Source organism: Acidovorax sacchari (assembly GCF_042847045.1).
In the GTDB taxonomy this organism is placed as follows: Bacteria; Pseudomonadota; Gammaproteobacteria; order Burkholderiales; family Burkholderiaceae_C; genus Paracidovorax; species Paracidovorax sacchari.
In genome coordinates this window covers 1792102-1811536 of sequence record NZ_AP035783.1, presented here as the reverse complement: position 1 = coordinate 1811536, position 19435 = coordinate 1792102, and the positions used below count along the sequence as shown (strand labels likewise).

General features: G+C 68.6%; 18 protein-coding genes. 10 read left to right on the top strand and 8 right to left on the bottom strand.

The window, feature by feature from the left end; genetic code table 11:
* Nucleotides 1–36: 36 nt before the first annotated feature.
* Entirely contained in the window at nucleotides 37–1545 is a 1509-nt protein-coding gene (locus tag ACGHC0_RS08140; RefSeq protein ID WP_368354742.1) for a malonyl-CoA decarboxylase, read from the bottom strand.
* On the bottom strand, nucleotides 1542–2231 hold the full coding sequence (locus tag ACGHC0_RS08135; protein WP_415267895.1) for a GntR family transcriptional regulator: 690 nt from the start codon (nucleotides 2229–2231) through the stop codon (nucleotides 1542–1544). The genes ACGHC0_RS08140 and ACGHC0_RS08135 overlap by 4 nt, the downstream gene beginning before the upstream one ends.
* 240 nt (nucleotides 2232–2471) lie before the next feature.
* Here ACGHC0_RS08135 and ACGHC0_RS08130 point away from each other — a divergent pair, with 240 nt between their 5' ends.
* Together ACGHC0_RS08130 and ACGHC0_RS08125 are read left to right on the top strand one after the other, a co-directional pair.
* Nucleotides 2472–3494, top strand: coding sequence for a GlxA family transcriptional regulator (locus tag ACGHC0_RS08130; RefSeq protein ID WP_415267894.1), 1023 nt, complete (start codon nucleotides 2472–2474; stop codon nucleotides 3492–3494).
* A gap of 44 nt (nucleotides 3495–3538) precedes the next feature.
* Nucleotides 3539–4705: an MFS transporter gene (locus ACGHC0_RS08125; RefSeq protein WP_415267893.1), complete on the top strand. Its 1167-nt coding sequence runs from the start codon at nucleotides 3539–3541 to the stop codon at nucleotides 4703–4705.
* A gap of 46 nt (nucleotides 4706–4751) precedes the next feature.
* On the opposite strand, the gene lgt is transcribed toward ACGHC0_RS08125, so the two are convergent.
* The gene (gene lgt / locus ACGHC0_RS08120) at nucleotides 4752–5579 is read right to left on the bottom strand and encodes a prolipoprotein diacylglyceryl transferase (protein ID WP_415267892.1); all 828 of its coding nucleotides are present in this window, start codon (nucleotides 5577–5579) and stop codon (nucleotides 4752–4754) included.
* A 182-nt stretch (nucleotides 5580–5761) separates the two neighbouring features.
* Nucleotides 5762–6679, bottom strand: a complete 918-nt coding sequence (locus ACGHC0_RS08115; protein WP_415267891.1) for a type III effector — start codon at nucleotides 6677–6679, stop codon at nucleotides 5762–5764.
* Between the two features lie 321 nt (nucleotides 6680–7000).
* Here ACGHC0_RS08115 and bfr point away from each other — a divergent pair, with 321 nt between their 5' ends.
* Nucleotides 7001–7480 carry a bacterioferritin gene (gene bfr, locus ACGHC0_RS08110; RefSeq protein ID WP_368354736.1) on the top strand — a complete coding sequence of 160 codons (480 nt, stop codon included), beginning with the start codon at nucleotides 7001–7003 and terminating at the stop codon, nucleotides 7478–7480.
* 112 nt (nucleotides 7481–7592) lie between these two features.
* On the opposite strand, the gene ilvD is transcribed toward bfr, so the two are convergent.
* A complete protein-coding gene (gene ilvD, locus ACGHC0_RS08105) occupies nucleotides 7593–9452 on the bottom strand; it encodes a dihydroxy-acid dehydratase (RefSeq protein WP_288536647.1) in 1860 nt (619 codons plus the stop codon).
* Between the two features lie 130 nt (nucleotides 9453–9582).
* The gene (locus ACGHC0_RS08100) at nucleotides 9583–9825 is read right to left on the bottom strand and encodes a TIGR04438 family Trp-rich protein (protein ID WP_368354735.1); all 243 of its coding nucleotides are present in this window, start codon (nucleotides 9823–9825) and stop codon (nucleotides 9583–9585) included.
* A gap of 115 nt (nucleotides 9826–9940) precedes the next feature.
* Between ACGHC0_RS08100 and ACGHC0_RS08095 the strand changes: the two genes are divergently transcribed.
* On the top strand, nucleotides 9941–10246 hold the full coding sequence (locus ACGHC0_RS08095; protein ID WP_013593984.1) for a c-type cytochrome: 306 nt from the start codon (nucleotides 9941–9943) through the stop codon (nucleotides 10244–10246).
* Between the two features lie 126 nt (nucleotides 10247–10372).
* On the opposite strand, the gene ACGHC0_RS08090 is transcribed toward ACGHC0_RS08095, so the two are convergent.
* Together ACGHC0_RS08090 and acs are read right to left on the bottom strand one after the other, a co-directional pair.
* Nucleotides 10373–10837: a LapA family protein gene (locus ACGHC0_RS08090; protein ID WP_368354734.1), complete on the bottom strand. Its 465-nt coding sequence runs from the start codon at nucleotides 10835–10837 to the stop codon at nucleotides 10373–10375.
* Between the two features lie 144 nt (nucleotides 10838–10981).
* Nucleotides 10982–12976: an acetate--CoA ligase gene (acs, locus tag ACGHC0_RS08085; protein WP_415267890.1), complete on the bottom strand. Its 1995-nt coding sequence runs from the start codon at nucleotides 12974–12976 to the stop codon at nucleotides 10982–10984.
* A 267-nt stretch (nucleotides 12977–13243) separates the two neighbouring features.
* Between acs and ACGHC0_RS08080 the strand changes: the two genes are divergently transcribed.
* From ACGHC0_RS08080 to ACGHC0_RS08055, 6 genes are all read left to right on the top strand, one after another.
* Complete coding sequence (locus ACGHC0_RS08080) at nucleotides 13244–13855, top strand: TIGR00645 family protein (protein ID WP_208944185.1); 612 nt, start codon at nucleotides 13244–13246, stop codon at nucleotides 13853–13855.
* A gap of 526 nt (nucleotides 13856–14381) precedes the next feature.
* Nucleotides 14382–15656: a glycine betaine/L-proline ABC transporter ATP-binding protein ProV gene (gene proV / locus ACGHC0_RS08075; RefSeq protein WP_415267889.1), complete on the top strand. Its 1275-nt coding sequence runs from the start codon at nucleotides 14382–14384 to the stop codon at nucleotides 15654–15656.
* Nucleotides 15653–17005: a glycine betaine/L-proline ABC transporter permease ProW gene (gene proW / locus ACGHC0_RS08070; protein WP_415267888.1), complete on the top strand. Its 1353-nt coding sequence runs from the start codon at nucleotides 15653–15655 to the stop codon at nucleotides 17003–17005. Before proV ends, proW begins: the two co-directional genes overlap by 4 nt.
* Before the next feature lie 28 nt (nucleotides 17006–17033).
* Nucleotides 17034–18080, top strand: a complete 1047-nt coding sequence (gene proX / locus ACGHC0_RS08065; protein WP_415267887.1) for a glycine betaine/L-proline ABC transporter substrate-binding protein ProX — start codon at nucleotides 17034–17036, stop codon at nucleotides 18078–18080.
* 109 nt (nucleotides 18081–18189) lie between these two features.
* On the top strand, nucleotides 18190–19044 hold the full coding sequence (locus ACGHC0_RS08060) for an intradiol ring-cleavage dioxygenase (protein ID WP_415267886.1): 855 nt from the start codon (nucleotides 18190–18192) through the stop codon (nucleotides 19042–19044).
* Nucleotides 19045–19122: 78 nt separating this feature from the next.
* Complete coding sequence (locus ACGHC0_RS08055) at nucleotides 19123–19431, top strand: hypothetical protein (protein WP_415267885.1); 309 nt, start codon at nucleotides 19123–19125, stop codon at nucleotides 19429–19431.
* Nucleotides 19432–19435: the final 4 nt, after the last annotated feature.

The following is a 19435-nucleotide window of genomic DNA, read 5'->3' as shown; positions in this document are numbered from 1 at the left end:
TCCGAAACCGGGGGCCGGCATGGCCGGCCGGAGGGCTCATCCGCGGGCCAGGCTGTCGATGTCTCCCGACACCGGCACCCGGCCCTGGGCCAGGAGCGCCCGGTGCTTGTCGATGCGCTTGAGGTCGTAGAGATAGTTCACCATGAGGCCGAAAGACTGCTTCTGTCCCTTGGAAGACGGGTCCCCCGCCCAGTTGAGCCGCTCCACGCGCGCGCCGTTGCCGAGGTGGAACCGCGCCACCGCATCCACGGGCCGGCCGTCCTGCAACTCGCGACCCAGGTAGCGGGCCGCGCATTGCAGCAGCCACTGCCGCAGCGGCGACTTCACGGGCAGCTCCAGCGCCTTCTCGGCTGCGGCGATCACCTGTGCGGCCTGCGGAGCCTCTGCGCCGATGGCACGGCCCAGTTCGGCGCGGCGCTTGTCGTCCAGGGCTTCGAGCATGCCCGCGCAGTGCTTGCCGAACCATGCGCGGAAACCCGGAATCGGCGAGAGCGTGGCGAACGTGCGCAGCCGCGGGAACTCGGCCGACAGCGTCTCCACCACGTGCTTGATGAGCGAATCGCCGAAGCTCACGCCGCGCAGGCCCGTCTGCGTGTTGCTGATCGAATAGAAGATCGCGGTATTGGCGCGCGCGATGTCCACCGCCGCGCCGTCTTCGTCCAGCAGCGGAGTGATGCTGTCCGATATTTCGTTGACCAGCGCCACCTCCACGAAGATGAGCGGCTCGTTCGGCAGGCGCGGATGGAAGAAACCGTAGCAGCGGCGGTCGCTGTCCAGACGGTTCTTCAGGTCCGCCCAGCTGCGGATGTCGTGCACGGCCTCGTATTTGATGAGCTTCTCCAGCAGCGATGCCGGCGAATCCCACGACAGGCGCTGCAACTCCAGGAAGGCCACGTCGAACCACGTGGAAAACAGCTGCTCCAGTTCCGCGTCCAGCGGCAGCAGCCGCTTGTCGCCCTTGAGCTGGGGCAGCAGTTCCGCGCGCAGGTCCACGAGGAAGCGCATGCCCTGCGGGAATACCGCGAAGCGCTGCAGCAGCCGCGTGCGCGGCGAGACCAGCGCGCGGCGCAGGTGCACTTCAGCATGCGCCTCGTCCTCCGTGCCGGCGGCGGCCTCATAGCGCTTCTGTGCCGTCTTGAAGCGGGTTGCATCGGGCGCGAACTGCTCGCACATCAGCAGCCACATGTCGCGGCGCTCTTCGGGCTTGGCCTCTGCATACCAGGCAGCCACGGCCTCGGCCTGCCGGCCGCCCTCCACCTCGCTGGCCTGTGGCGCCGCGACCGCCTGCAGGTCGGCCAGCAGCCGGCGCAGCGCGCGCGGGGACAGGGCCTCCTGCCCGCGCCGCAGCGTCGCCGCCAGGCGCTCCGACGTGGAACGCGGCGGCGGTGGCTTGGCCGGTGCAGGAGCCGGAGCGGCAGGGGAAGCGGCAGCAGGGGCGGGCGGTCGGCCACCTCCTGCCGCACCCGCGGCATCGACGTCGGCGAGCGGGGCTTCGGTGCGCAGGCGGGCGACACTGCGCGTGATCCATTCGGAAGCGGCATTCATGGGGCGATCCTGGAGTGATGGTGGCGGGCAATGTCGCGCAGCGCCACGCGCTGCGCGAGAAGATGGTTGCGCATGGCCTGCTCGGCGGCCTCGGCGTCTCCGCGCCGCAGCGCGGCGAACACCGCAAGGTGCTCCGCCAGGCTCTGCTGCAGGCGGCCGGGCGCGTGCAATTGCTGCAGCCGCGCGAGGCGCAGGATCTTGCGCAGGTCGCCGATCACCTGGGCCAGCCAGCGGTTGTCGGCCAGCACGATGAAGGCTTCGTGGATCGCATGGTTGGCCGCGTAGTACTCGGCAATGCGGCCGGCAGCAGCGTGTTCCTGCAGCCGGTCGTGCAGCACCTCCAGCGCAGCCACGTCGGCCATGCCGGCGCGCAGCGTCGCCTCGTGCGCGGCGCGGCCCTCCAGCAGCGCGATCACGGGGAAGATCTCGTCGAGGTCCCGCTCCGTCACCTCGGCCACGAAGCAGCCCCGCCGGGGCTCATGGCGCAGCAGGCCCTCGGCCACCAGCACCTTCAGCGCTTCGCGCAGCGGCGTGCGCGAGATGGCCAGCCGCTCGCACAGCGCCACCTCGTCGAGCAGGCTGCCCGGCGGCAGCGCGCCCGCGAAAATCTGCTCGCGCAGCCGCTCTGCCACCTCCTCGTGCAGCGAGGGGACCTGGGACCGGACGATGGCGAGCGCAGGGGGCATGGCATTCCTCAGGTGGCATGACGGAGGGATCGGAGGGCGACGCCCATCCGTCATTTCACGTAATTTTTCATAATTACAGATCCAGGTCAATGGCTGGATCGTCCGATCGGCCCGCCTGGCCTCAAAAAATCCATCCAGGCGTGGCAGCCGACTGGCGCTGAAAAAAAAAAAAAAAAATGTGGCCGGAAAGGTGGGACCGTTGTCATTGCGGCCAGAGACAGCGCCAACGACACTTCCCGCATGCTCCGCTCGCCCATCACGTTCGCCTGCCTGATCTACCCCGGCTTCATGAGCCTGGACGTGGTCGGTCCCCTGCAGGTCATGTCCTCCGCCAACGAGGAGCTGGTCCGCCAGGGGCGCGCGCCGCTCTATGTGCTGCGCCTGCTGGCCGAGGCACCCGGGCCGGTGGCCTGTTCGGCCGGCTTCGAGACGGTGGCGCAGGCCGCCTATGCCGGCGAACCGCTGGCCGGCATTCACACGCTGATCGTGCCCGGGGGCCAGGGCGTGGCCAGCCAGCTGGACAACGCCGCCCTGCTGGGCTGGCTGCAGCAGGCGGAGCCGGTGGTGGCACGACTCGGCTCGGTGTGCTCCGGCGCGCTGCTGCTGGCGCAGGCCGGCCTGCTGGACGGCCGCCCCGCCACCACGCACTGGGAACGCGTGGCCGAATTCCGAGCACGCCATCCCGGCATCGATCTGCAGGGCGACCGGCTGCACACCTATGACCCGGCCGGCGTGCACGGCGACGCCCACGTCTTCACCTCGGCGGGGGTGAGCTCGGGCATCGACCTGGCGCTGGCACTGGTGGAACATGACCTGGGCCGCACCCTGGCGCTGGCCGTGGCGCGGCGCCTGGTGATCTACCTGCGCCGGCCGGGCGGGCAGGCGCAGTTCAGCCGCCTGGTGGCGCCCGATGCGGAGCACACGCCCCGCCTCACGCCTCTGCTGGAATGGATTCCCGGCCACCTGGGCGAAGACCTGTCGCTGGAAGCACTGGCGGTGCGCTCGTGCATGGCCCCGCGCACGCTCACCCGGGTGTTCCAGCGCGAGCTGGGCACCACGCCGGCACGCTATGTCGAACGGGTGCGGGTGGAAACCGCCTCGGCCCTGCTCTCGCACGGGCAGGCCTCGGTGACGACGGTCGCCCGCCTCTGCGGCTTCCAGCACCCGGAGACCCTGCGGCGCGCCTTCCATCGCCATCTCTCGGTCAGCCCGCAGGCTTTCGCGCAGCGCTTCGGGCCGGCAGGCGCCGCCGATGCCGGCTGACCCCGCCGCGCGCCCATCGATCCACTCCCTTTCCACACCGCCCCATGTTTCTTCTGCGCCATCCCACCCTCCGCCTGCTGTTTTCCGCGCAGGCGCTCTACTGGTCGTGCTCCATCATCGGCATCACGCTGACCTCGCTGGCCGGGCTGCACCTGGCTCCGTGGAAGGCGCTCGCCACGCTGCCGCTGGCCCTGCTGGTGCTGGGCAATCTGGTGGCGGTGATACCGCTGTCGGCCGCCATGCAGCGCCATGGGCGGCGGCGGGCGTTGATGCTGGGCGCGGCGCTCGGCATGGCGGGCGGACTGCTCTGCGCGCTGGCGCTGCGGCAGAGCAGCTTCGCGCTGCTGTGCCTGGGCGCGGCGGGCATCGGCGTGTACCAGGCGTCATCGGGCTTTTACCGCCACGCGGCTCTGGAGGCCGTGGAGCCGCAGCGCCGGGGCCGCGCCGCAGCCTGGGTGGTGGGCGGCGGCGTCTGCGCGGCGGTGCTGGCACCGCCTCTGGCGGTGTGGTCGCGCGACGCGCTGGCCACGCCGTTCGCGGGGGCCTATCTGGTGATCGCCGGGCTGGCGGCACTGGGCGTGGCCACCGTCTCGCGGCTGCCCGGCGGCGCGGTGGCGGCACCCCGGCCCGCGCCGGGCACCTTGCGCCTGCTGCTGGCACGGCCGGCCCTGCGTGCCGCCGTGCTGATGACGGCCATCGGCCATGGCCTGATGATCCTGGTGATGAACGCCACGCCGCTGGCCATGGACCGCTGCGGCTTTTCCACCGCGTCGGCGGCGACCGTGATCCAGTGGCACGTGATCGGCATGTTCCTGCCGGCCTTCTTCGCCGGCCCGATGGTGGACCGCTTCGGCGCGCGCCGCGTGGCGGCCGCCGGTGCCGCCATACTGGCCGCCAGCGCCTGCACGGCCCTGTCGGGCCTGGAGATGGCGCACTTCTTCGCCAGCTCGCTGCTGCTGGGCCTGGGCTGGAACCTCATGGTGATCGCCGGCACCACGCTGCTGGCGGAAAGCCATGCGCCGGAAGAACGCGGCGCGGCGCAGGCGCTGATGGAGCTGTGCAACGGCGCCACGGCAGTGGTCATGTCCTTCGGCTCGGGCGTCCTGCTGGCCGGCATCGGCTGGACGGCCATCAACCTGGCCGCCCTGCCCCTGCTGGCACTGGCCTGCGCCGTGCTGTGGATCCGCACCGGTCTGCGGCCCGTGGCCTGAGCGCCCGCCTCCAGGTCCAGGCTGCGCCGGGCCGGCCCGGAATCCCTCAGTGTGCCGGCGCCACGCGCGCCGGCTGCCGACGCGCCCACGCCCAGAGCAACGCCCCGGCGACGATCATCGGCACGCAGAGCCACTGGCCCATGCTCATGCCCAGCGACAGGATGCCCAGGAACGCGTCCGGCTCACGGAAATACTCCGCGATGAAGCGGAAGCACCCATATCCCACCAGGAACGCCGCCGCCACCTCGCCCTGCCGGCGCTCGCGCCGCGCATACAGCCACAGCAGCACGAACAGCAGCAGTCCTTCCAGCAGGAACTGGTACACCTGCGAAGGATGGCGCGGCAGCATCGAGCCGCTCTGCGGGAACACCATGCCCCAGGGCAGCGACGGATCGCAGAACCGTCCCCAGAGTTCGCCATTGATGAAGTTGCCCACGCGCCCGGCCGCGAGGCCCGTCGGCACGCAGGGCGCCACGAAATCCGCCACCTGCAGCCAGGGCCGGTGGCGCGAGCGGGCGAACCACACCATCGATGCGATCACCCCCAGCAGCCCACCGTGGAAGCTCATGCCGCCCTGCCAGATGTAGAAGATCTCCAGCGGGTGCGACAGGTAGTAGCCCGGCTTGTAGAACAGGCAGTAGCCCAGCCGCCCGCCGGCCACCACGCCCAGCACCCCCAGGAAGAGGATGTCCTCCACGTCCTTGCGGGTCCAGGCCTGCGCGCCGGTGAACGAGGCGTACGGCTCGTGCCGCAGCCGGCGCGTGCCCAGGAACATGAAGAGGCCGAACGCGGCCAGGTAGGTCAGGCCGTACCAGTGGATGGCGAGCGGCCCGATCTGCAGGGCGATGGGATCGATATGCGGGTACATGAGCATGGTGGGCGGTATTGTGCCCGCCACCACCGAGGACCTGGAGGAATCGGACGCGGTACCAGGGGCCTGCCCGGAAATGGGGCCCGTCAAAAGGGCTCGATGCCACTCAAGGGATGGTTACGCGGGTTTCCCCGAGAACCAGTCCCCCCGCGGATGCAAGGCCGCCTTGCACGCAAGCGGGCCCCCTACCACCTGAAGCCGTTGTTCTGCCATGCGACATACGCGGCGCTCTCCCCCTCCACTGTCCGCTGGAGTATCCTGTCCGTCGAACTTGCAGAAAAGGCGGAGCTGGAATAGCGCGTGCTGGGATCACGTGCAAATGTCTGCTCATGGAAAAATCTGTCAGTATTTTGATACTGATTAATATAATCCATCAGCCCCTGACCCACCGGGGGAGCGGCTCGTGATTCCAGGTATTGATTGACCGCGGGGAGGGGAATGGTTTCGACATTCTTGAAAGCAGCTATCGCGTCAGGATCTGGAGCGCTTCCGGGCGGCCGCTGCCTGATCGGCGGCATGCTGGGTGCAAGGTCCCTGGATTGTCCGAGGGTAAGTGCGGAAGGATGGGTAACCCAGCCATCGACGACTACGGTGTCTTTCTCGCCCCAACGGGGATCGCGGGGATCTCCCACCAAGACGTAGGCATGATCTTGCTGGCTATCGCTTACCCGCATGAGCGGCGCGTTCAACTGCTTTGACGCCAACACCGTGTATGCCACGTTGGCATGTTCTGCGCAATTTCCGGCCCCATAGCGAGCCGCTTCACGTGCGTGCTGGATAGGATCCTGGCAGAACTCATTATCCCTGAGCATGGATTGCCGAGCCCACGACTCTCCTTGCGTATAGCTGATGTCCGTTTTCTGGTTACCTGCACCGTGGGGTAGCAGGTATTTTGTTTTCATTACCACCTCTTCCGCAATTTTCAGATTCTCCAAGGTGCCTGATTTGACAGAAACCTTTTTTGAACTGAAAGATGAAAGCCCCAGAGTCTGCGGAAGAACCGCCTTGTGCAACTTGACGACGGGCTCCTGATCGAAGTTCCCCAACAGGTCGCGGGAATAATGGGAGCTGGTGGATGCATTGGATTGATGAATCTTCGGCATGTGAAACACGTGCGTGCACGAATAATTGGCAAAGCCGCCAGCATGCACCCATCGCAGAACCGTCGACTGCGAGCAGACGAACGCACGTCAGGGGAAGCGAATACAGCTAACCGGCATCGCCCAGGACCGCGGCAGGGACGAAACACCGCATGCAAGTCGGAAGGACAGGTAGCTGCACGCAACTGATGCACAAAACCATCCAACGCGAACGATTCTGATCCCCGTACGCATGCAAACCGCCGCGGCGGGGGCTTTATGCGACAAAGTCACGCAACGGCGCGATACTACCTGCCTCACAAAAACAAGGAAAAAGGGCACACCATGCAGGGCAACCCACAGGTCATCGACTATTTCAAGGATCTGCTGCGCGGCGAACTGGCCGCGCGCGACCAATACTTCATCCATTCGCGGATCTACGAGGACCAGGGCTTCGTGAAGCTCTACGAGCGCCTGAACCACGAGATGGAGGAAGAAACCCAGCATGCCGACGCGCTGCTGCGCCGCATCCTGTTCCTCGGTGGCCTGCCCGACATGCGCCCCCGCGAATTCACGCCCGGAACCACGGTGCCCGAGATGCTGCGCAAGGATCTCGACACCGAATACGAGGTGCGCGCCGCCCTGCAGACGGGCGTGCACCTGTGCGAGGGCGTGCGCGACTACGTGAGCCGCGACATCCTCCTGGCGCAGCTCAAGGACACGGAAGAAGACCACGCCTACTGGCTCGAGAAGCAACTGGGCCTGATCGAACGCGTGGGCCTGCAGAACTACCTGCAGTCGCAGACCGCCCCCGGCACGCCCTGACCGGCTGCGCCCGCAGCGCGCTGCCCCATGGAACAAGGCCGCACCGTCGCCGGTGCGGCCTTTTTTTGTCCCGGCAGCGACTGCCTGCCATGCGGCAGGCAGCCCGGCGCGGTCAGTCGTCCAGCAGCGACAGGTCGCGCACCGCGCCCTTGTCGGCCGACATCACCAGCTTGGCATAGGCCTTGAGCGCCGCCGACACCTTGCGCGGGCGCGGCTTCGCGGGCTTCCAGCCCCTGGCATCCTGCTCGGCGCGGCGGCGTGCCAGTTCCTCGTCGGAGACCAGCACGTCGATCGTGCGGTTGGGGATGTCGATGCGGATGCGGTCGCCGTTCTGCACCAGGCCGATCGCGCCGCCGGCCGCCGCCTCGGGCGAGCAGTGGCCGATCGACAGGCCGGAGGTGCCGCCCGAGAAGCGCCCGTCGGTCAGCAGCGCGCAGGCCTTGCCCAGGCCCTTGGACTTGATGTAGCTGGTCGGGTAGAGCATTTCCTGCATGCCGGGGCCGCCCTTGGGGCCCTCGTAGCGCACGATGACGATGTCGCCGGCCTTGACCTTGTCGGCCAGGATGTTCTCCACCGCTTCGTCCTGCGATTCGGTCACGTGGGCCGTGCCCTCGAACACGTGGATGGATTCGTCCACGCCGGCCGTCTTGACCACGCAGCCATCCAGCGCGATGTTGCCGCGCAGCACGGCCAGGCCCCCTTCCTTCGAGAAGGCGTGCTCGACGGAGCGGATGCAGCCCTCGGCGCGGTCCAGGTCGAGGCTGGGCCAGCGCGTGTTCTGGCTGAACGCCACCTGCGTCGGGATGCCGGCCGGGCCCGCCATGTAGAAATGGCGCACGGCCTCGTCCTGCGTGCGGGTGATGTCCCACTGCGCCAGCGCATCGCCCAGCGTGGGGGCGTGCACGGTGGGCGCATCGGTGTGCAGGCGGCCCGCGCGGTCCAGTTCGCCCAGGATGGCCATGATGCCCCCGGCGCGGTGCACGTCCTCGATGTGGTACTTGTTGGTGTTGGGCGCCACCTTGCACAGCTGCGGCACCACGCGCGACAGGCGGTCGATGTCGGCCATGGTGAAGTCGATGCCGGCTTCCTGGGCGATCGCCAGCAGGTGCAGGATGGTGTTGGTGGAGCCGCCCATCGCGATGTCCAGCGTCATCGCGTTCTCGAAGGCCTTGAAGCCGACCGAGCGCGGCAGAACCCGCTCGTCGTCCTGCTCGTAGTACTGGCGGGCCAGTTCCACGATGCGGCGGCCAGCGCGCTTGAAGAGCTGCTCGCGGTCGGCGTGCGTGGCCACCACGGTGCCGTTGCCGGGCAGGGACAGGCCCAGCGCCTCGGTCAGGCAGTTCATGGAGTTGGCGGTGAACATGCCCGAGCACGAACCGCAGGTGGGGCAGGCGGAACGCTCCACCTCGGCCACGTCGGCGTCGGAATACTTGTCGTCGGCGGCAATGACCATCGCATCCACCAGGTCGAGCTTCTTGAACTCGATGGTCTTGGTGACGGGGTTGGCCAGCCGCGTCTTGCCGGCCTCCATGGGGCCGCCGGAGACGAACACCACGGGGATGTTCAGCCGCATCGCGGCCATCAGCATGCCGGGCGTGATCTTGTCGCAGTTGGAGATGCAGACCATGGCATCGGCGCAGTGCGCGTTGACCATGTACTCGACCGAGTCCGCGATGATGTCGCGGCTGGGCAGCGAATACAGCATGCCGTCGTGGCCCATGGCGATGCCGTCATCGACCGCGATGGTGTTGAACTCCTTGGCGACACCACCGGCTGCCTCGATCTCGCGGGCCACGAGCTGGCCCAGGTCCTTCAGGTGGACGTGGCCGGGCACGAACTGGGTGAACGAGTTCACCACCGCGATGATCGGCTTGCTGAAGTCTTCGTCCTTCATGCCGGTGGCGCGCCACAGGGAGCGGGCACCGGCCATGTTGCGTCCGGCGGTGGAGGTCTTGGAACGGTATGCGGGCATCGTGGATCGGGGAAATCGGTTGGAGGGGGCGGTCGCTCGGCGACGCGGAATTATCCTCCAGTGCCTTCCCCCGCCGGGCGGCATGCCTATCGCGGCCCCGGCAGCAGGCCCCCGGAACCGGCCGGGACCTTCACCGGGGCCTGCGCGGCTTCACGCCCATGGCTTCCTTGTGACGGTCGATGCGGTCCTGGCGGCGCCGGTCGATCTTCTCCATGGCACGGCGCTTGGTATAGCCCGTGGCATCCGCCCAGGCCCACCAGGCCGCGGTGACGGCGAACGGCGACAGCACCCACCACCAGCTCCACTGGGCGACCGGACCGATCTCCAGGTACTTGAGCACGACCAGCAGGATTCCGAGGCCCAGGGTATACATGATGGTGGCAACTCCGGCATGGTGCGGGCAGGTGGCGGAAAGAGCGCCACGGCACGTCAACCCCGCCCACTACAATTTCATTGAGCCGCATACTAACCCACACGAAAGCCCCGCCATGAAGCGCACGCTCCCCCTCCTCCTGCTGGCGTTCTCCGCTGCCACGCCGGCCCTGGCCGACCAGGCCCTGGCCACGGCCAAGAACTGCATGGCCTGCCATGCCGTGGACAAGAAGCTCGTGGGCCCTTCCTACAAGGACGTGGCGGCCAAGTACGCCGGCCAGAAGGATGCCGTGGACAAGCTGGCCGCCAAGATCATGAAGGGCGGCTCCGGCGTGTGGGGCCCGGTGCCCATGCCGGCCAACTCCCAGGTGAACGAGGCCGATGCGAAGAAGCTGGCGGCCTGGGTGCTGTCGCTCAAGTAAGCAGGCAAGCGCCGCGGCAGCGGCTGGCGCCGGCAGGCAGCCACCGTCCCACCCCTGCATGCAAAAAGCCGCCCGGCACTGCCTGGGCGGCTTTTTTTCCATGGGGCGCATGGCGCCCCACCCGCGTCACAGCACCGGATCGCGGCGCGTGCGCAACTGGTCTTCGAGCTGGCCGACATACGCCGCCGTGGCGTTGTCGGACTCCTGCACCCGGGCCGCGACATGCGACTCCAGCACGTCGATGCGGGCCAGCAGCGCGGCCTGGCCCTGCTGGTGCTGCGATTCCAGGAAGGCCCGCAGTTCGGTGAAGCGCGATGCCTCGGCCCGGTCGGCCAGCTCGCGCTGGGCCTGGAGCTCCTTGGCATGGCGGCGGGTCTCCAGGAGCACGGAGCCCTGCAGGGACAGCACGTAGGCGATGAAGAAAACGCCCAGCAGCACGGTAAGCCCCAGCATCAGCAGGCCGAGCGGCGCCTGGAACGAGGTGAACCCGAGCGAAATCGCCGAGGGCGTTGCCAGGGTGGTCCAGTTGAGCGCGGCGAGCACGGCGATGGCCGCGACGATGAGCAGGATGACGATGGATCGGAAGGCCATGGTTGTTCTCCGGAGAGGGTGTCGGGCGCCGCGCCGCGAGGGCTGCGGCGGCGTTGGCACCCGGTTGTAACCCGGCCATGGCCGTCCCGCCGGTGCGGAGCCGGCGAAACAGATTCCGTCCTACAGGACGCGCCAGTCCCCGGATCAGTTGGCCTGGGCCAGCTGATCCAGGATGGCGGGATTCTCCAGCGTGCTGGTGTCCTGCGTGATCGCCTCGCCCTTGGCGATGGAGCGCAGCAGGCGGCGCATGATCTTGCCGCTGCGGGTCTTGGGCAGGTTGTCGCCGAAGCGGATGTCCTTCGGCTTGGCGATCGGGCCGATCTCCCTGGCCACCCAGTCGCGCAGTTCCTTGGCGATGGCCCTGGCCTCGTCGCCCGTGGGGCGCGGGCGCTTGAGCACCACGAAGGCGCAGATGGCCTCGCCGGTCAGGTCGTCGGGGCGCCCCACCACGGCGGCCTCGGCCACCAGGTCGGTCTTGGCGACCAGGGCCGATTCGATCTCCATCGTGCCCATACGGTGGCCCGAGACGTTCAGCACGTCGTCGATGCGGCCGGTGATGCGGAAGTAGCCGCGGTCGGCCGAGCGCACCGCGCCGTCGCCTGCCAGGTAGTAGCCCTTGAGCTCTTCGGGGAAGTAGCTTTTCTTGAAGCGCTCCGGGTCGTTCCAGATCGTGCGGATCATGCTGGGCCATGGGCGCTTGATGACCAGGATCCCGCCCGTGCCGTTGGGAATGTCATTGCCGGACTCATCGACGATGGCGGCAGTGATGCCGGGCAGCGGCAGCGTGCAGGAACCCGGCACCAGCGGCGTGGCGCCCGGCAGCGGGGTGATGACGTGGCCGCCGGTCTCGGTCTGCCAGAAGGTATCCACGATGGGGCAGCGCTCGCCGCCCACGTTCTTGTGGTACCACATCCAGGCTTCGGGGTTGATGGGCTCGCCCACGCTGCCCAGGATGCGCAGGCTGGACAAGTCCGAGCTGGACGGGTGCACCGCCTGGTCGGCCTCGGCCGCCTTGATGAGCGAGCGGATGGCCGTGGGCGCGGTGTAGAAGATCGAGACCTTGTGGCGCTCGATCATCTGCCAGAAGCGGCCGGCATTCGGGTAGGTGGGCACGCCCTCGAACACCACCTGCGTGGCGCCGGCGGCCAGCGGGCCATAGGCCACGTAGGTGTGGCCGGTGATCCAGCCGATGTCGGCCGTGCACCAGAAAACGTCCTCCGGCTTGAGGTCGAAAGTCCAGTCCATCGTGAGCCTGGCCCACAGCAGGTAGCCGCCGGTGGAGTGCTGCACGCCCTTGGGCTTGCCGGTGGAACCGCTGGTGTAGAGGATGAAGAGCGGGTGCTCCGCCCCCACGGGCACGGGGGCGCACTCGGCACTCTGGCCGGCCAGCGCTTCATCGAAGGTCTTGTCGCGGCCCGCCACCATGTTACAGGCCGTGGCCGTGCGCTGGAAGACGAGGATGCTGCGGATCGATTCGCAGCCGCCCATGGCAATGCCTTCATCGACGATGGCCTTGAGCGGCAGCTCCTTGCCGCCGCGCATCTGGTAGTTGGCGGTGACCACGGCCACCGCGCCCGCGTCGATGATGCGCTCCTGCAGCGCCTTGGCCGAGAAGCCGCCGAACACCACGCTGTGCGTGGCGCCGATGCGCGCACAGGCCTGCATGGCGACCACGCCCTCGATGGTCATCGGCATGTAGATGAGCACGCGGTCGCCCTTCTTCACGCCCTCGGCCTTGAGCGCGTTGGCGAAGCGGCCCACGCGCTCCAGCAGCTCCCTGTAGGTGACCTTCGTCACGGCGCCGTCATCGGCCTCGAAAATGATCGCGGTCTTGTTCTCGACCGGCGTGCCGATGTGGCGGTCCAGGCAGTTGGCGCTGGCGTTCAGTTCGCCGTCGGCGAACCACTGGAAGAACGGGGCGTTGGACTCGTCGAGCGTGCGGGTGAAGGGCCTGGTCCACTGCACGTTCTCGCGGGCCAGGCGCGCCCAGAAGCCTTCGAAATCACGCTCGGCCTCGGCGCACAGGGCCTCGTAGCCGGCCATGCCGGAGACGCGCGCCCCCTTCTCGCAGGCGGCGGGCGGGGGGAAGACGCGGTTTTCCACCAACACGGATTCGATCGTGGACGATGACGCACTCATTTGCTTGTGTCTCCTGGGAGTCGTTGGAAGAGGTTTTCGCCGGTACTTTCAGGGGGCCCACTTACAGGCCACTGACGCATGCCCGCATGCGGCGGCAGCCCGCCACCGGCACGGCCCACATGCTACTCCCGGCGCGGCAGTGCGGCCGGCGCTCCCGCCCGCTCCTGCAGGGCAGCAGCCCCACGCACCGCCGGCTCGACGGCAGGCCCTAGAATCCCGCCGCGACCCTCCCGCTGCCCGGTTTTCACCACCCTTTTCCCCACCGATATGGCCTTCCCCAAAGACTCCGCCCCGCGCCCGCAGGGCCCTGCCCTGAGCCCGCTCGCCTCGCTCATCTTCGCGAGCCGGTGGCTGCAGCTGCCCCTGTACCTGGGGCTCATCGTCGCCCAGGGGGTGTACGTCTGGCACTTCCTGGTGGAGCTCTGGCATCTGGTGGAGGCCGCCTTCGGCCACCAGCCGGCGCTGCAGGCGCTGGTGACGAGCATCGGCTACAAGCCGGGCGTGGAGGTCGTCGCGCTCAACGAGACCGTGATCATGCTGGTGGTGCTGGCGCTCATCGACGTGGTGATGATCTCGAACCTGCTCATCATGGTCATCGTGGGCGGCTACGAGACCTTCGTGAGCCGGCTCAACCTGCACACCCATCCCGACCAGCCCGAATGGCTGGGCCATGTCAACGCCTCGGTGCTGAAGGTGAAGCTGGGGCTGTCCATCATCGGCATCAGCTCGATCCACCTGCTCAAGACCTTCATCAACGCGGCCAACTACGACACCAAGGTGCTGATGTGGCAGACCATCATCCATGTGGCCTTCCTGGCCAGCGCGATCGCCATCGCCTACACGGACCGGCTGCTGCACGTCTCGCACGAGAAGCACTGAAACCCGCCGTGCGGGCGGCGCGCGGGGCGGCACGTCCGCGCCCGCGCATAACACATCCGTAAAACCCGGTGTTTTGACTCAAAAACACCGAATGCTTACACTTTGTGGGTGTTTTACCACCTGCAGTGCAGGTAATCCGGTCCTCTCCTCCCATTTCGGAGGGCAGCGGGCGCCGGATCATTGAGTCGGCACCGCCGCGGCCTCGCCTGCGGTCCGCCGGCGCCACGGCCGGTTCCCGGCCCTGATGCCCCACGGGGCACCGGCGGAGTCCTCGCAGCCCCGACCTCTCCGCCGCGCGCCCCTCGCCCTTGCGCACCGTCCTGCGTGCCATGCGGGCCAAACCCGGGCCACCAGCCCACCTTCTTTCCGGCAACGCCGGCGCATGCTTTTTTCGCAGCGCCGCGCGGGGCCGCCGCATCAGGTTGCAGCCGATCGACCGGCCCCGTGCCCGGAAGGCTTTCCTGCGCCCAGGATCGCCGCCGGGCGTGTTCGTTCAACCCGTTCCGACCGAGGGAGGACCCACGACGTGGCCAAGCAAATCACCATCGACCATGTGTTCAAGGTATTCGGCGACGCGCCCGATACCGCGCTCGAACTCGTGCGCCAGGGCTGCAGCAAGCAGGAGATCCTGGAGCGCACCGGCCAATCCATCGGCGTCTTCGACGCCACCTTCACCATCGAGGCCGGCGAGATCTTCGTCGTCATGGGCCTGTCGGGCTCCGGCAAATCGACGCTGGTGCGCATGCTCAACCGCCTCATCGAGCCCACCGCCGGCCGCATCCTGGTCGAAGGCTCCGACATCAACGTGCTGCCGGACCGCGCCCTGCGGGCGCTGCGCCGCAAGGACATCAGCATGGTGTTTCAGTCGTTCGCCCTGATGCCCCACATGACGGTGCTCGACAACACCGCGTTCGGCCTGGAGCTGGCGGGCGTGGCCCGGGCGGAGCGGGAGCAGCAGGCCGCCGCCGCGCTGGAACAGGTGGGTCTCGCCGCCTGGGCCCAGAGCTATCCGGACGAGCTCTCCGGCGGCATGCAGCAGCGCGTGGGGCTGGCCCGCGCGCTGGCATCCGATCCGTCCATCCTGCTGATGGACGAGGCGTTCTCGGCGCTTGATCCCATCATCCGCACCGAGATGCAGAGCGAGTTGCTGCGGCTGCAGCAGATCCGCCGCCGCACCATCGTCTTCATCTCCCACGATCTCGACGAGGCCATGCGCATCGGCGACCGCATCGCCATCATGAAGGACGGCCACGTGGTACAGGTCGGCACACCCGACGAGATCCTGCGCAATCCGGCCAACGATTACGTGCGCAATTTCGTGCGCGGCGTGGATGCGGCCGCGGTATTCAAGGCGAGCGACATCGCGCGCAAACGGCTGACCGTGGTGCGCGAGCATACCGACCGGGGCTGCCGCCCCGCGCTGCAGCTCATCGAAGGGCATGACGACAACTTCGCCTACGTGGTCACGCCCGCGCAGCGGTACCTGGGCACGGTGTCCGCCGATTCGCTGCGGGCCGCACTGCAGGGCCACTCGGGTCCGCTGGGGCTGCAGCATGCCTTCATCCCCGAGGTGGGCACGATCCCGGCCGATGCCCCCGTGGCCGACCTGTTCGGCCAGGTCGCGCAGGCCCCCTGCGCCCTGCCGGTGGTGGATCCCGACGGCCGTTTCCGGGGCGTGGTCAGCAAGACCACGCTGCTGCGCTTCCTGGACCGCGATACCCCCCCCGTGCCGCCGACGGTTCCGTCCCTCGCGCAGGCGAACAGCCCCGCCGCATCCGAACCCGCAAGGAGCCACGCATGAACGCCACCCCGACGCTTCCTTCTTCCAATTCCACGGGTACCGACGCCCTCCAGGCCACCCAGTTGGCCCAGGTCCATCCCGCCCCCGCGCCCGACACCAACCCCTGGGCGGCAGCAGGCGACGGCCCCGCCGCCGTGGCTCCGTTGGGCGCGCAGGCGGACCCTGCCACTGCCACGCCCCCGGCCGCACCCGCGGCAGACCCCTGGGCCGCTTCTTCGGCCACCGGGCCCGATGCCGGCAGCGCGGACTGGCTGAACGCCGCACCGGATGCGTCCGCCAGCGGCGCCACGCTGCCCCACGACGCCCTGGGCGGCGCGGGCGATCCGTCGCAGGCCGCCGGCGGCCTGCACCTGTCCCAGTTCTGGGACGGATCGCTTCCGGTGGAACACTGGATCAACCAGGGCCTGACCTGGACGGTGGAACACTTCCGGCCCGCATTCCAGGCCGTGCGCGCGCCCGTGGACGCCACCCTCGCCGGCGTGCAGTCGGTGCTCACGGGACTGCCGACGCTGGGCATGGTCGCCGTCGTGGGCCTGCTGGCATGGCAGTTCGCGGGCCGCGCGCTCGCCCTGGGCGCGGTGGTATCGCTGCTGCTGGTGGCGATGCTGGGCATCTGGCAGGAGGCGATGGTGACGCTGTCGCTCGTGCTCACCTCGCTGGCGTTCTGCCTCGTGCTGGGCCTGCCCCTGGGCATCCTGCTGGCCAGCAGCGACCGGGCACAGCGCCTGCTGCGCCCGGCGCTCGATGCCATGCAGACCACCCCGGCCTTCGTGTACCTCGTGCCGGTGGTGATGCTCTTCGGCATCGGCAACGTGCCGGGCGTGGTGGTGACCATCGTGTTCGCGCTGCCGCCGCTGGTGCGCCTGACCAACCTGGGCCTGCGGCAGGTGCGCCCCGACCTGGTGGAAGCCGCCCGCGCCTACGGCGCCTCGCCGCTGCAGATGCTCTGGAAAGTGCAGCTGCCGCTGGCCATGCCGTCGATCATGGCCGGTATCAACCAGGCCCTGATGCTGTCGCTCTCGATGGTGGTGATCGCCTCGATGATCGCCGTCGGCGGCCTGGGCCAGATGGTGCTGCGCGGCATCGGCCGGCTGGACATGGGCCTGGCCACCGTGGGCGGCCTGGGCATCGTGCTGCTCGCGATCACGCTGGACCGCCTCACGCAGGCGATGGGACAGCCCCGGCGCGGCGCGCGCCACTGGTGGCAGACCGGCCCCGCAGGCCTGGCGGTGGCCGCCTTCACCGCGCTCCGGCCGGCGCGCGGGCAAGCCCCCCGCGGCGGCGGCGCGCAACCCGCTCCCGCCCTGTCTGCCGCGGACGAGCCCGCACTGGCAGGGGCCGCCCGCTGACACACACCATCCAGGAACCCATTCACCCATGCAGATCACCTTCCACCGCTCCTTTTCCACTCCGGCAGGCGTGCCGGCCTTGGCCCGCGCCGCTGCCTGCGCCGTCGCCCTGACGCTGGCCGCGGCGCTGCCCGCCGGCGCGCAGTCCCTGCCCGGCAAGGGCATCCCCGTGCAGCCGCTGCAAAGTTCCAATGCCGAGGAAACCTTCCAGACGCTGCTGGTGTCCCGTGCGCTGCAGAAGCTCGGCTACGAGGTGCAGCCCATCAAGGAGATCGAGTACGCCACGGCCCATCTCGCGGTCGCCAACGGCGACGCCACCTTCATTGCCGACCACTGGGACCCCCTGCATGCCGACTTCTACAAAAATGCCGGCGGCGACGCGAAGCTCTGGCGCAAGGGCGCGTATTCGCCCAACGCGGTCCAGGGCTACCTGATCGACCGCAAGACCGCGGAGCAGTACAAGATCACCCACATCGACCAGCTCAAGGACCCGAAGCTCGCGAAGCTGTTCGACGCCAACGGCGACGGGCGCGCCGACCTCACGGGCTGCAATCCGGGCTGGGGCTGCGAGGCGGTCATCGAGCACCAGCTCAAGGATTTCGGCCTGTCGGGCACGGTCACGCACGTGCAGGGCAGCTACGCGGCGCTGATGGCCGACACCATCGCGCGCTACAAGCAGGGCAAGCCCATCCTCTACTACACCTGGACGCCCTACTGGGTGAGCGGCGTGCTGCGCCCCGGCCGGGACGTGGTGTGGCTGCAGGTGCCGCGTTCCTCGCTTCCGGGCGAGCAGGCCGGCATCGACACGAAGCTGCCGGACGGCAAGAACTACGGCTTCGTGCCGAACGTGCAGAAGATCGTGGCGAACAAGGCCTTCACCGAGAAGAACCCGGCAGCCGCGAAGCTCTTCGAAGTGATGCAGCTGCCGGTGGCCGACATCAACGCGCAGAACCTCGCCATGCAGCAGGGCCAGAACCGGCAGGCCGACATCGAACGCCATGTGGATGGCTGGATCCGGGCGCACCAGAAGACGTTCGACGGCTGGATCGCGCAGGCCATGGCAGAGGGGCACTGACCGGGGGAGTCTCCGCCAGCGCCGGGCCGTGGCATGCGGTCCGGATGCCATTTTTCCTCCCGGATTCGCGCGCAAAGTGCGGGCCGTTCCACAACGAAGGAGGAAAACCATGACACAACCCCTGGCACCTTATGGCGCGGTCCCCACGGGCGCCGCGATCGCCCGGCGGCGCATCGCCCTCGGGACCCTGGGAACGTTCGGAACCCTGGGGCTCGCCGGCCTGCTGGGGTGCGGCGGAGGATCGGACGGCAGCTCCGGCACCACGGGCTCCGGCGGGGGGACGGATACATCGGGCGGGTCGGACACTGGCACGCCGCAAACCTGTTCCGTCGTGCCCGAAGAAACGGCGGGCCCCTACCCCGCGGACGGCTCCAGTGCCAGCAATGCGAACTACAACGTGCTGGCCCTGAGCGGCATCGTGCGCGAGGACATCCGCAAGAGCATCGGAGCCACCGGCAACGTGGATGGCGTTCCGCTGTCGATCTCCATCACCCTCACCGGCACGCGCTCGGGCTGCGCCGCGCTGGCGGGCTACGCGGTGTACCTGTGGCACTGCTCCCAGGAGGGCAACTACTCGGTCTACACCGAGCGCAGCATCGCAGCGAACTACCTGCGGGGTGTGCAGGTAACGGATGCCGGCGGCACGGTGACCTTCTCCACGGTGGTGCCCGGATGCTACGCGGGCCGCATGCCCCACATGCACCTGGAGATCTATCCCAGCCTGGCCCTCGCGACCACTGCCTCCCAAAGCGTCAAGACCACGCAGCTCGCCTTTCCGACCGACACCCTCGGCGCCATCTATGCAGCCCACTCCGGCTACAGCGCCAGCGTGCGGAACCTGGCGGCCATGAGCTTCGCCACGGACAACGTCTTCAGCGACGGTACCGAATTGCAGATGACCACGATGGCCAGCGATGGCAGCGGTGGCTACACCGCCACCGCCGCGATTTCCATCGCGGCCTGAGCCTTTCGCCCGCGGGGCCAAAGCCCTGCGGCTCCCGCGCGCTCGCCGCGCTCCTCCTCCGGCACCTGCCGCCACACCATGACCACCACCACACCAGCGACTTTCCGCCTGGCACGCCCCCTCCCCTGGGCAGCCACGGCCCTCGCGGCCTTCCTGTCCGCCGGACCCGCCGCAGCGCAGCAGCCTCCGCACGACGGACGCGAACCACCATCTCCCCCGCCAGAAGCCTACACGGCCTGCAAGGACCAGACCGAAGGCGCTTCGGTCACGCTGGCCATGCCCGACGGCAGGAAACTGCAGGGCACATGCCGCACAATGAATGGCACCCTCGTGGCCATGCCGGCCGGAGGCCCGCCGGGCGCCGGAGGCCCGCCGCCCGCCCGTTGAACCG

Excerpts from the sequence above, each read along its gene's own strand:
- ACGHC0_RS08130 (WP_415267894.1), top strand. The coding sequence starts at position 2,472 with ATGCTCCGCTCGCCCATCACGTTCGCCTGCCTGATCTACCCCGGCTTC.
- ACGHC0_RS08135 (WP_415267895.1), bottom strand. The coding sequence starts at position 2,231 with ATGCCCCCTGCGCTCGCCATCGTCCGGTCCCAGGTCCCCTCGCTGCAC.
- ACGHC0_RS08080 (WP_208944185.1), top strand. The coding sequence starts at position 13,244 with ATGGCCTTCCCCAAAGACTCCGCCCCGCGCCCGCAGGGCCCTGCCCTG.
- acs (WP_415267890.1), bottom strand. The coding sequence starts at position 12,976 with ATGAGTGCGTCATCGTCCACGATCGAATCCGTGTTGGTGGAAAACCGC.
- ACGHC0_RS08125 (WP_415267893.1), top strand. The coding sequence starts at position 3,539 with ATGTTTCTTCTGCGCCATCCCACCCTCCGCCTGCTGTTTTCCGCGCAG.
- ACGHC0_RS08060 (WP_415267886.1), top strand. The coding sequence starts at position 18,190 with ATGACACAACCCCTGGCACCTTATGGCGCGGTCCCCACGGGCGCCGCG.
- bfr (WP_368354736.1), top strand. The coding sequence starts at position 7,001 with ATGCAGGGCAACCCACAGGTCATCGACTATTTCAAGGATCTGCTGCGC.
- ACGHC0_RS08055 (WP_415267885.1), top strand. The coding sequence starts at position 19,123 with ATGACCACCACCACACCAGCGACTTTCCGCCTGGCACGCCCCCTCCCC.
- lgt (WP_415267892.1), bottom strand. The coding sequence starts at position 5,579 with ATGCTCATGTACCCGCATATCGATCCCATCGCCCTGCAGATCGGGCCG.
- ACGHC0_RS08115 (WP_415267891.1), bottom strand. The coding sequence starts at position 6,679 with ATGCCGAAGATTCATCAATCCAATGCATCCACCAGCTCCCATTATTCC.
- ACGHC0_RS08140 (WP_368354742.1), bottom strand. The coding sequence starts at position 1,545 with ATGAATGCCGCTTCCGAATGGATCACGCGCAGTGTCGCCCGCCTGCGC.
- ilvD (WP_288536647.1), bottom strand. The coding sequence starts at position 9,452 with ATGCCCGCATACCGTTCCAAGACCTCCACCGCCGGACGCAACATGGCC.
- proW (WP_415267888.1), top strand. The coding sequence starts at position 15,653 with ATGAACGCCACCCCGACGCTTCCTTCTTCCAATTCCACGGGTACCGAC.
- proX (WP_415267887.1), top strand. The coding sequence starts at position 17,034 with ATGCAGATCACCTTCCACCGCTCCTTTTCCACTCCGGCAGGCGTGCCG.
- ACGHC0_RS08095 (WP_013593984.1), top strand. The coding sequence starts at position 9,941 with ATGAAGCGCACGCTCCCCCTCCTCCTGCTGGCGTTCTCCGCTGCCACG.
- ACGHC0_RS08090 (WP_368354734.1), bottom strand. The coding sequence starts at position 10,837 with ATGGCCTTCCGATCCATCGTCATCCTGCTCATCGTCGCGGCCATCGCC.
- ACGHC0_RS08100 (WP_368354735.1), bottom strand. The coding sequence starts at position 9,825 with ATGTATACCCTGGGCCTCGGAATCCTGCTGGTCGTGCTCAAGTACCTG.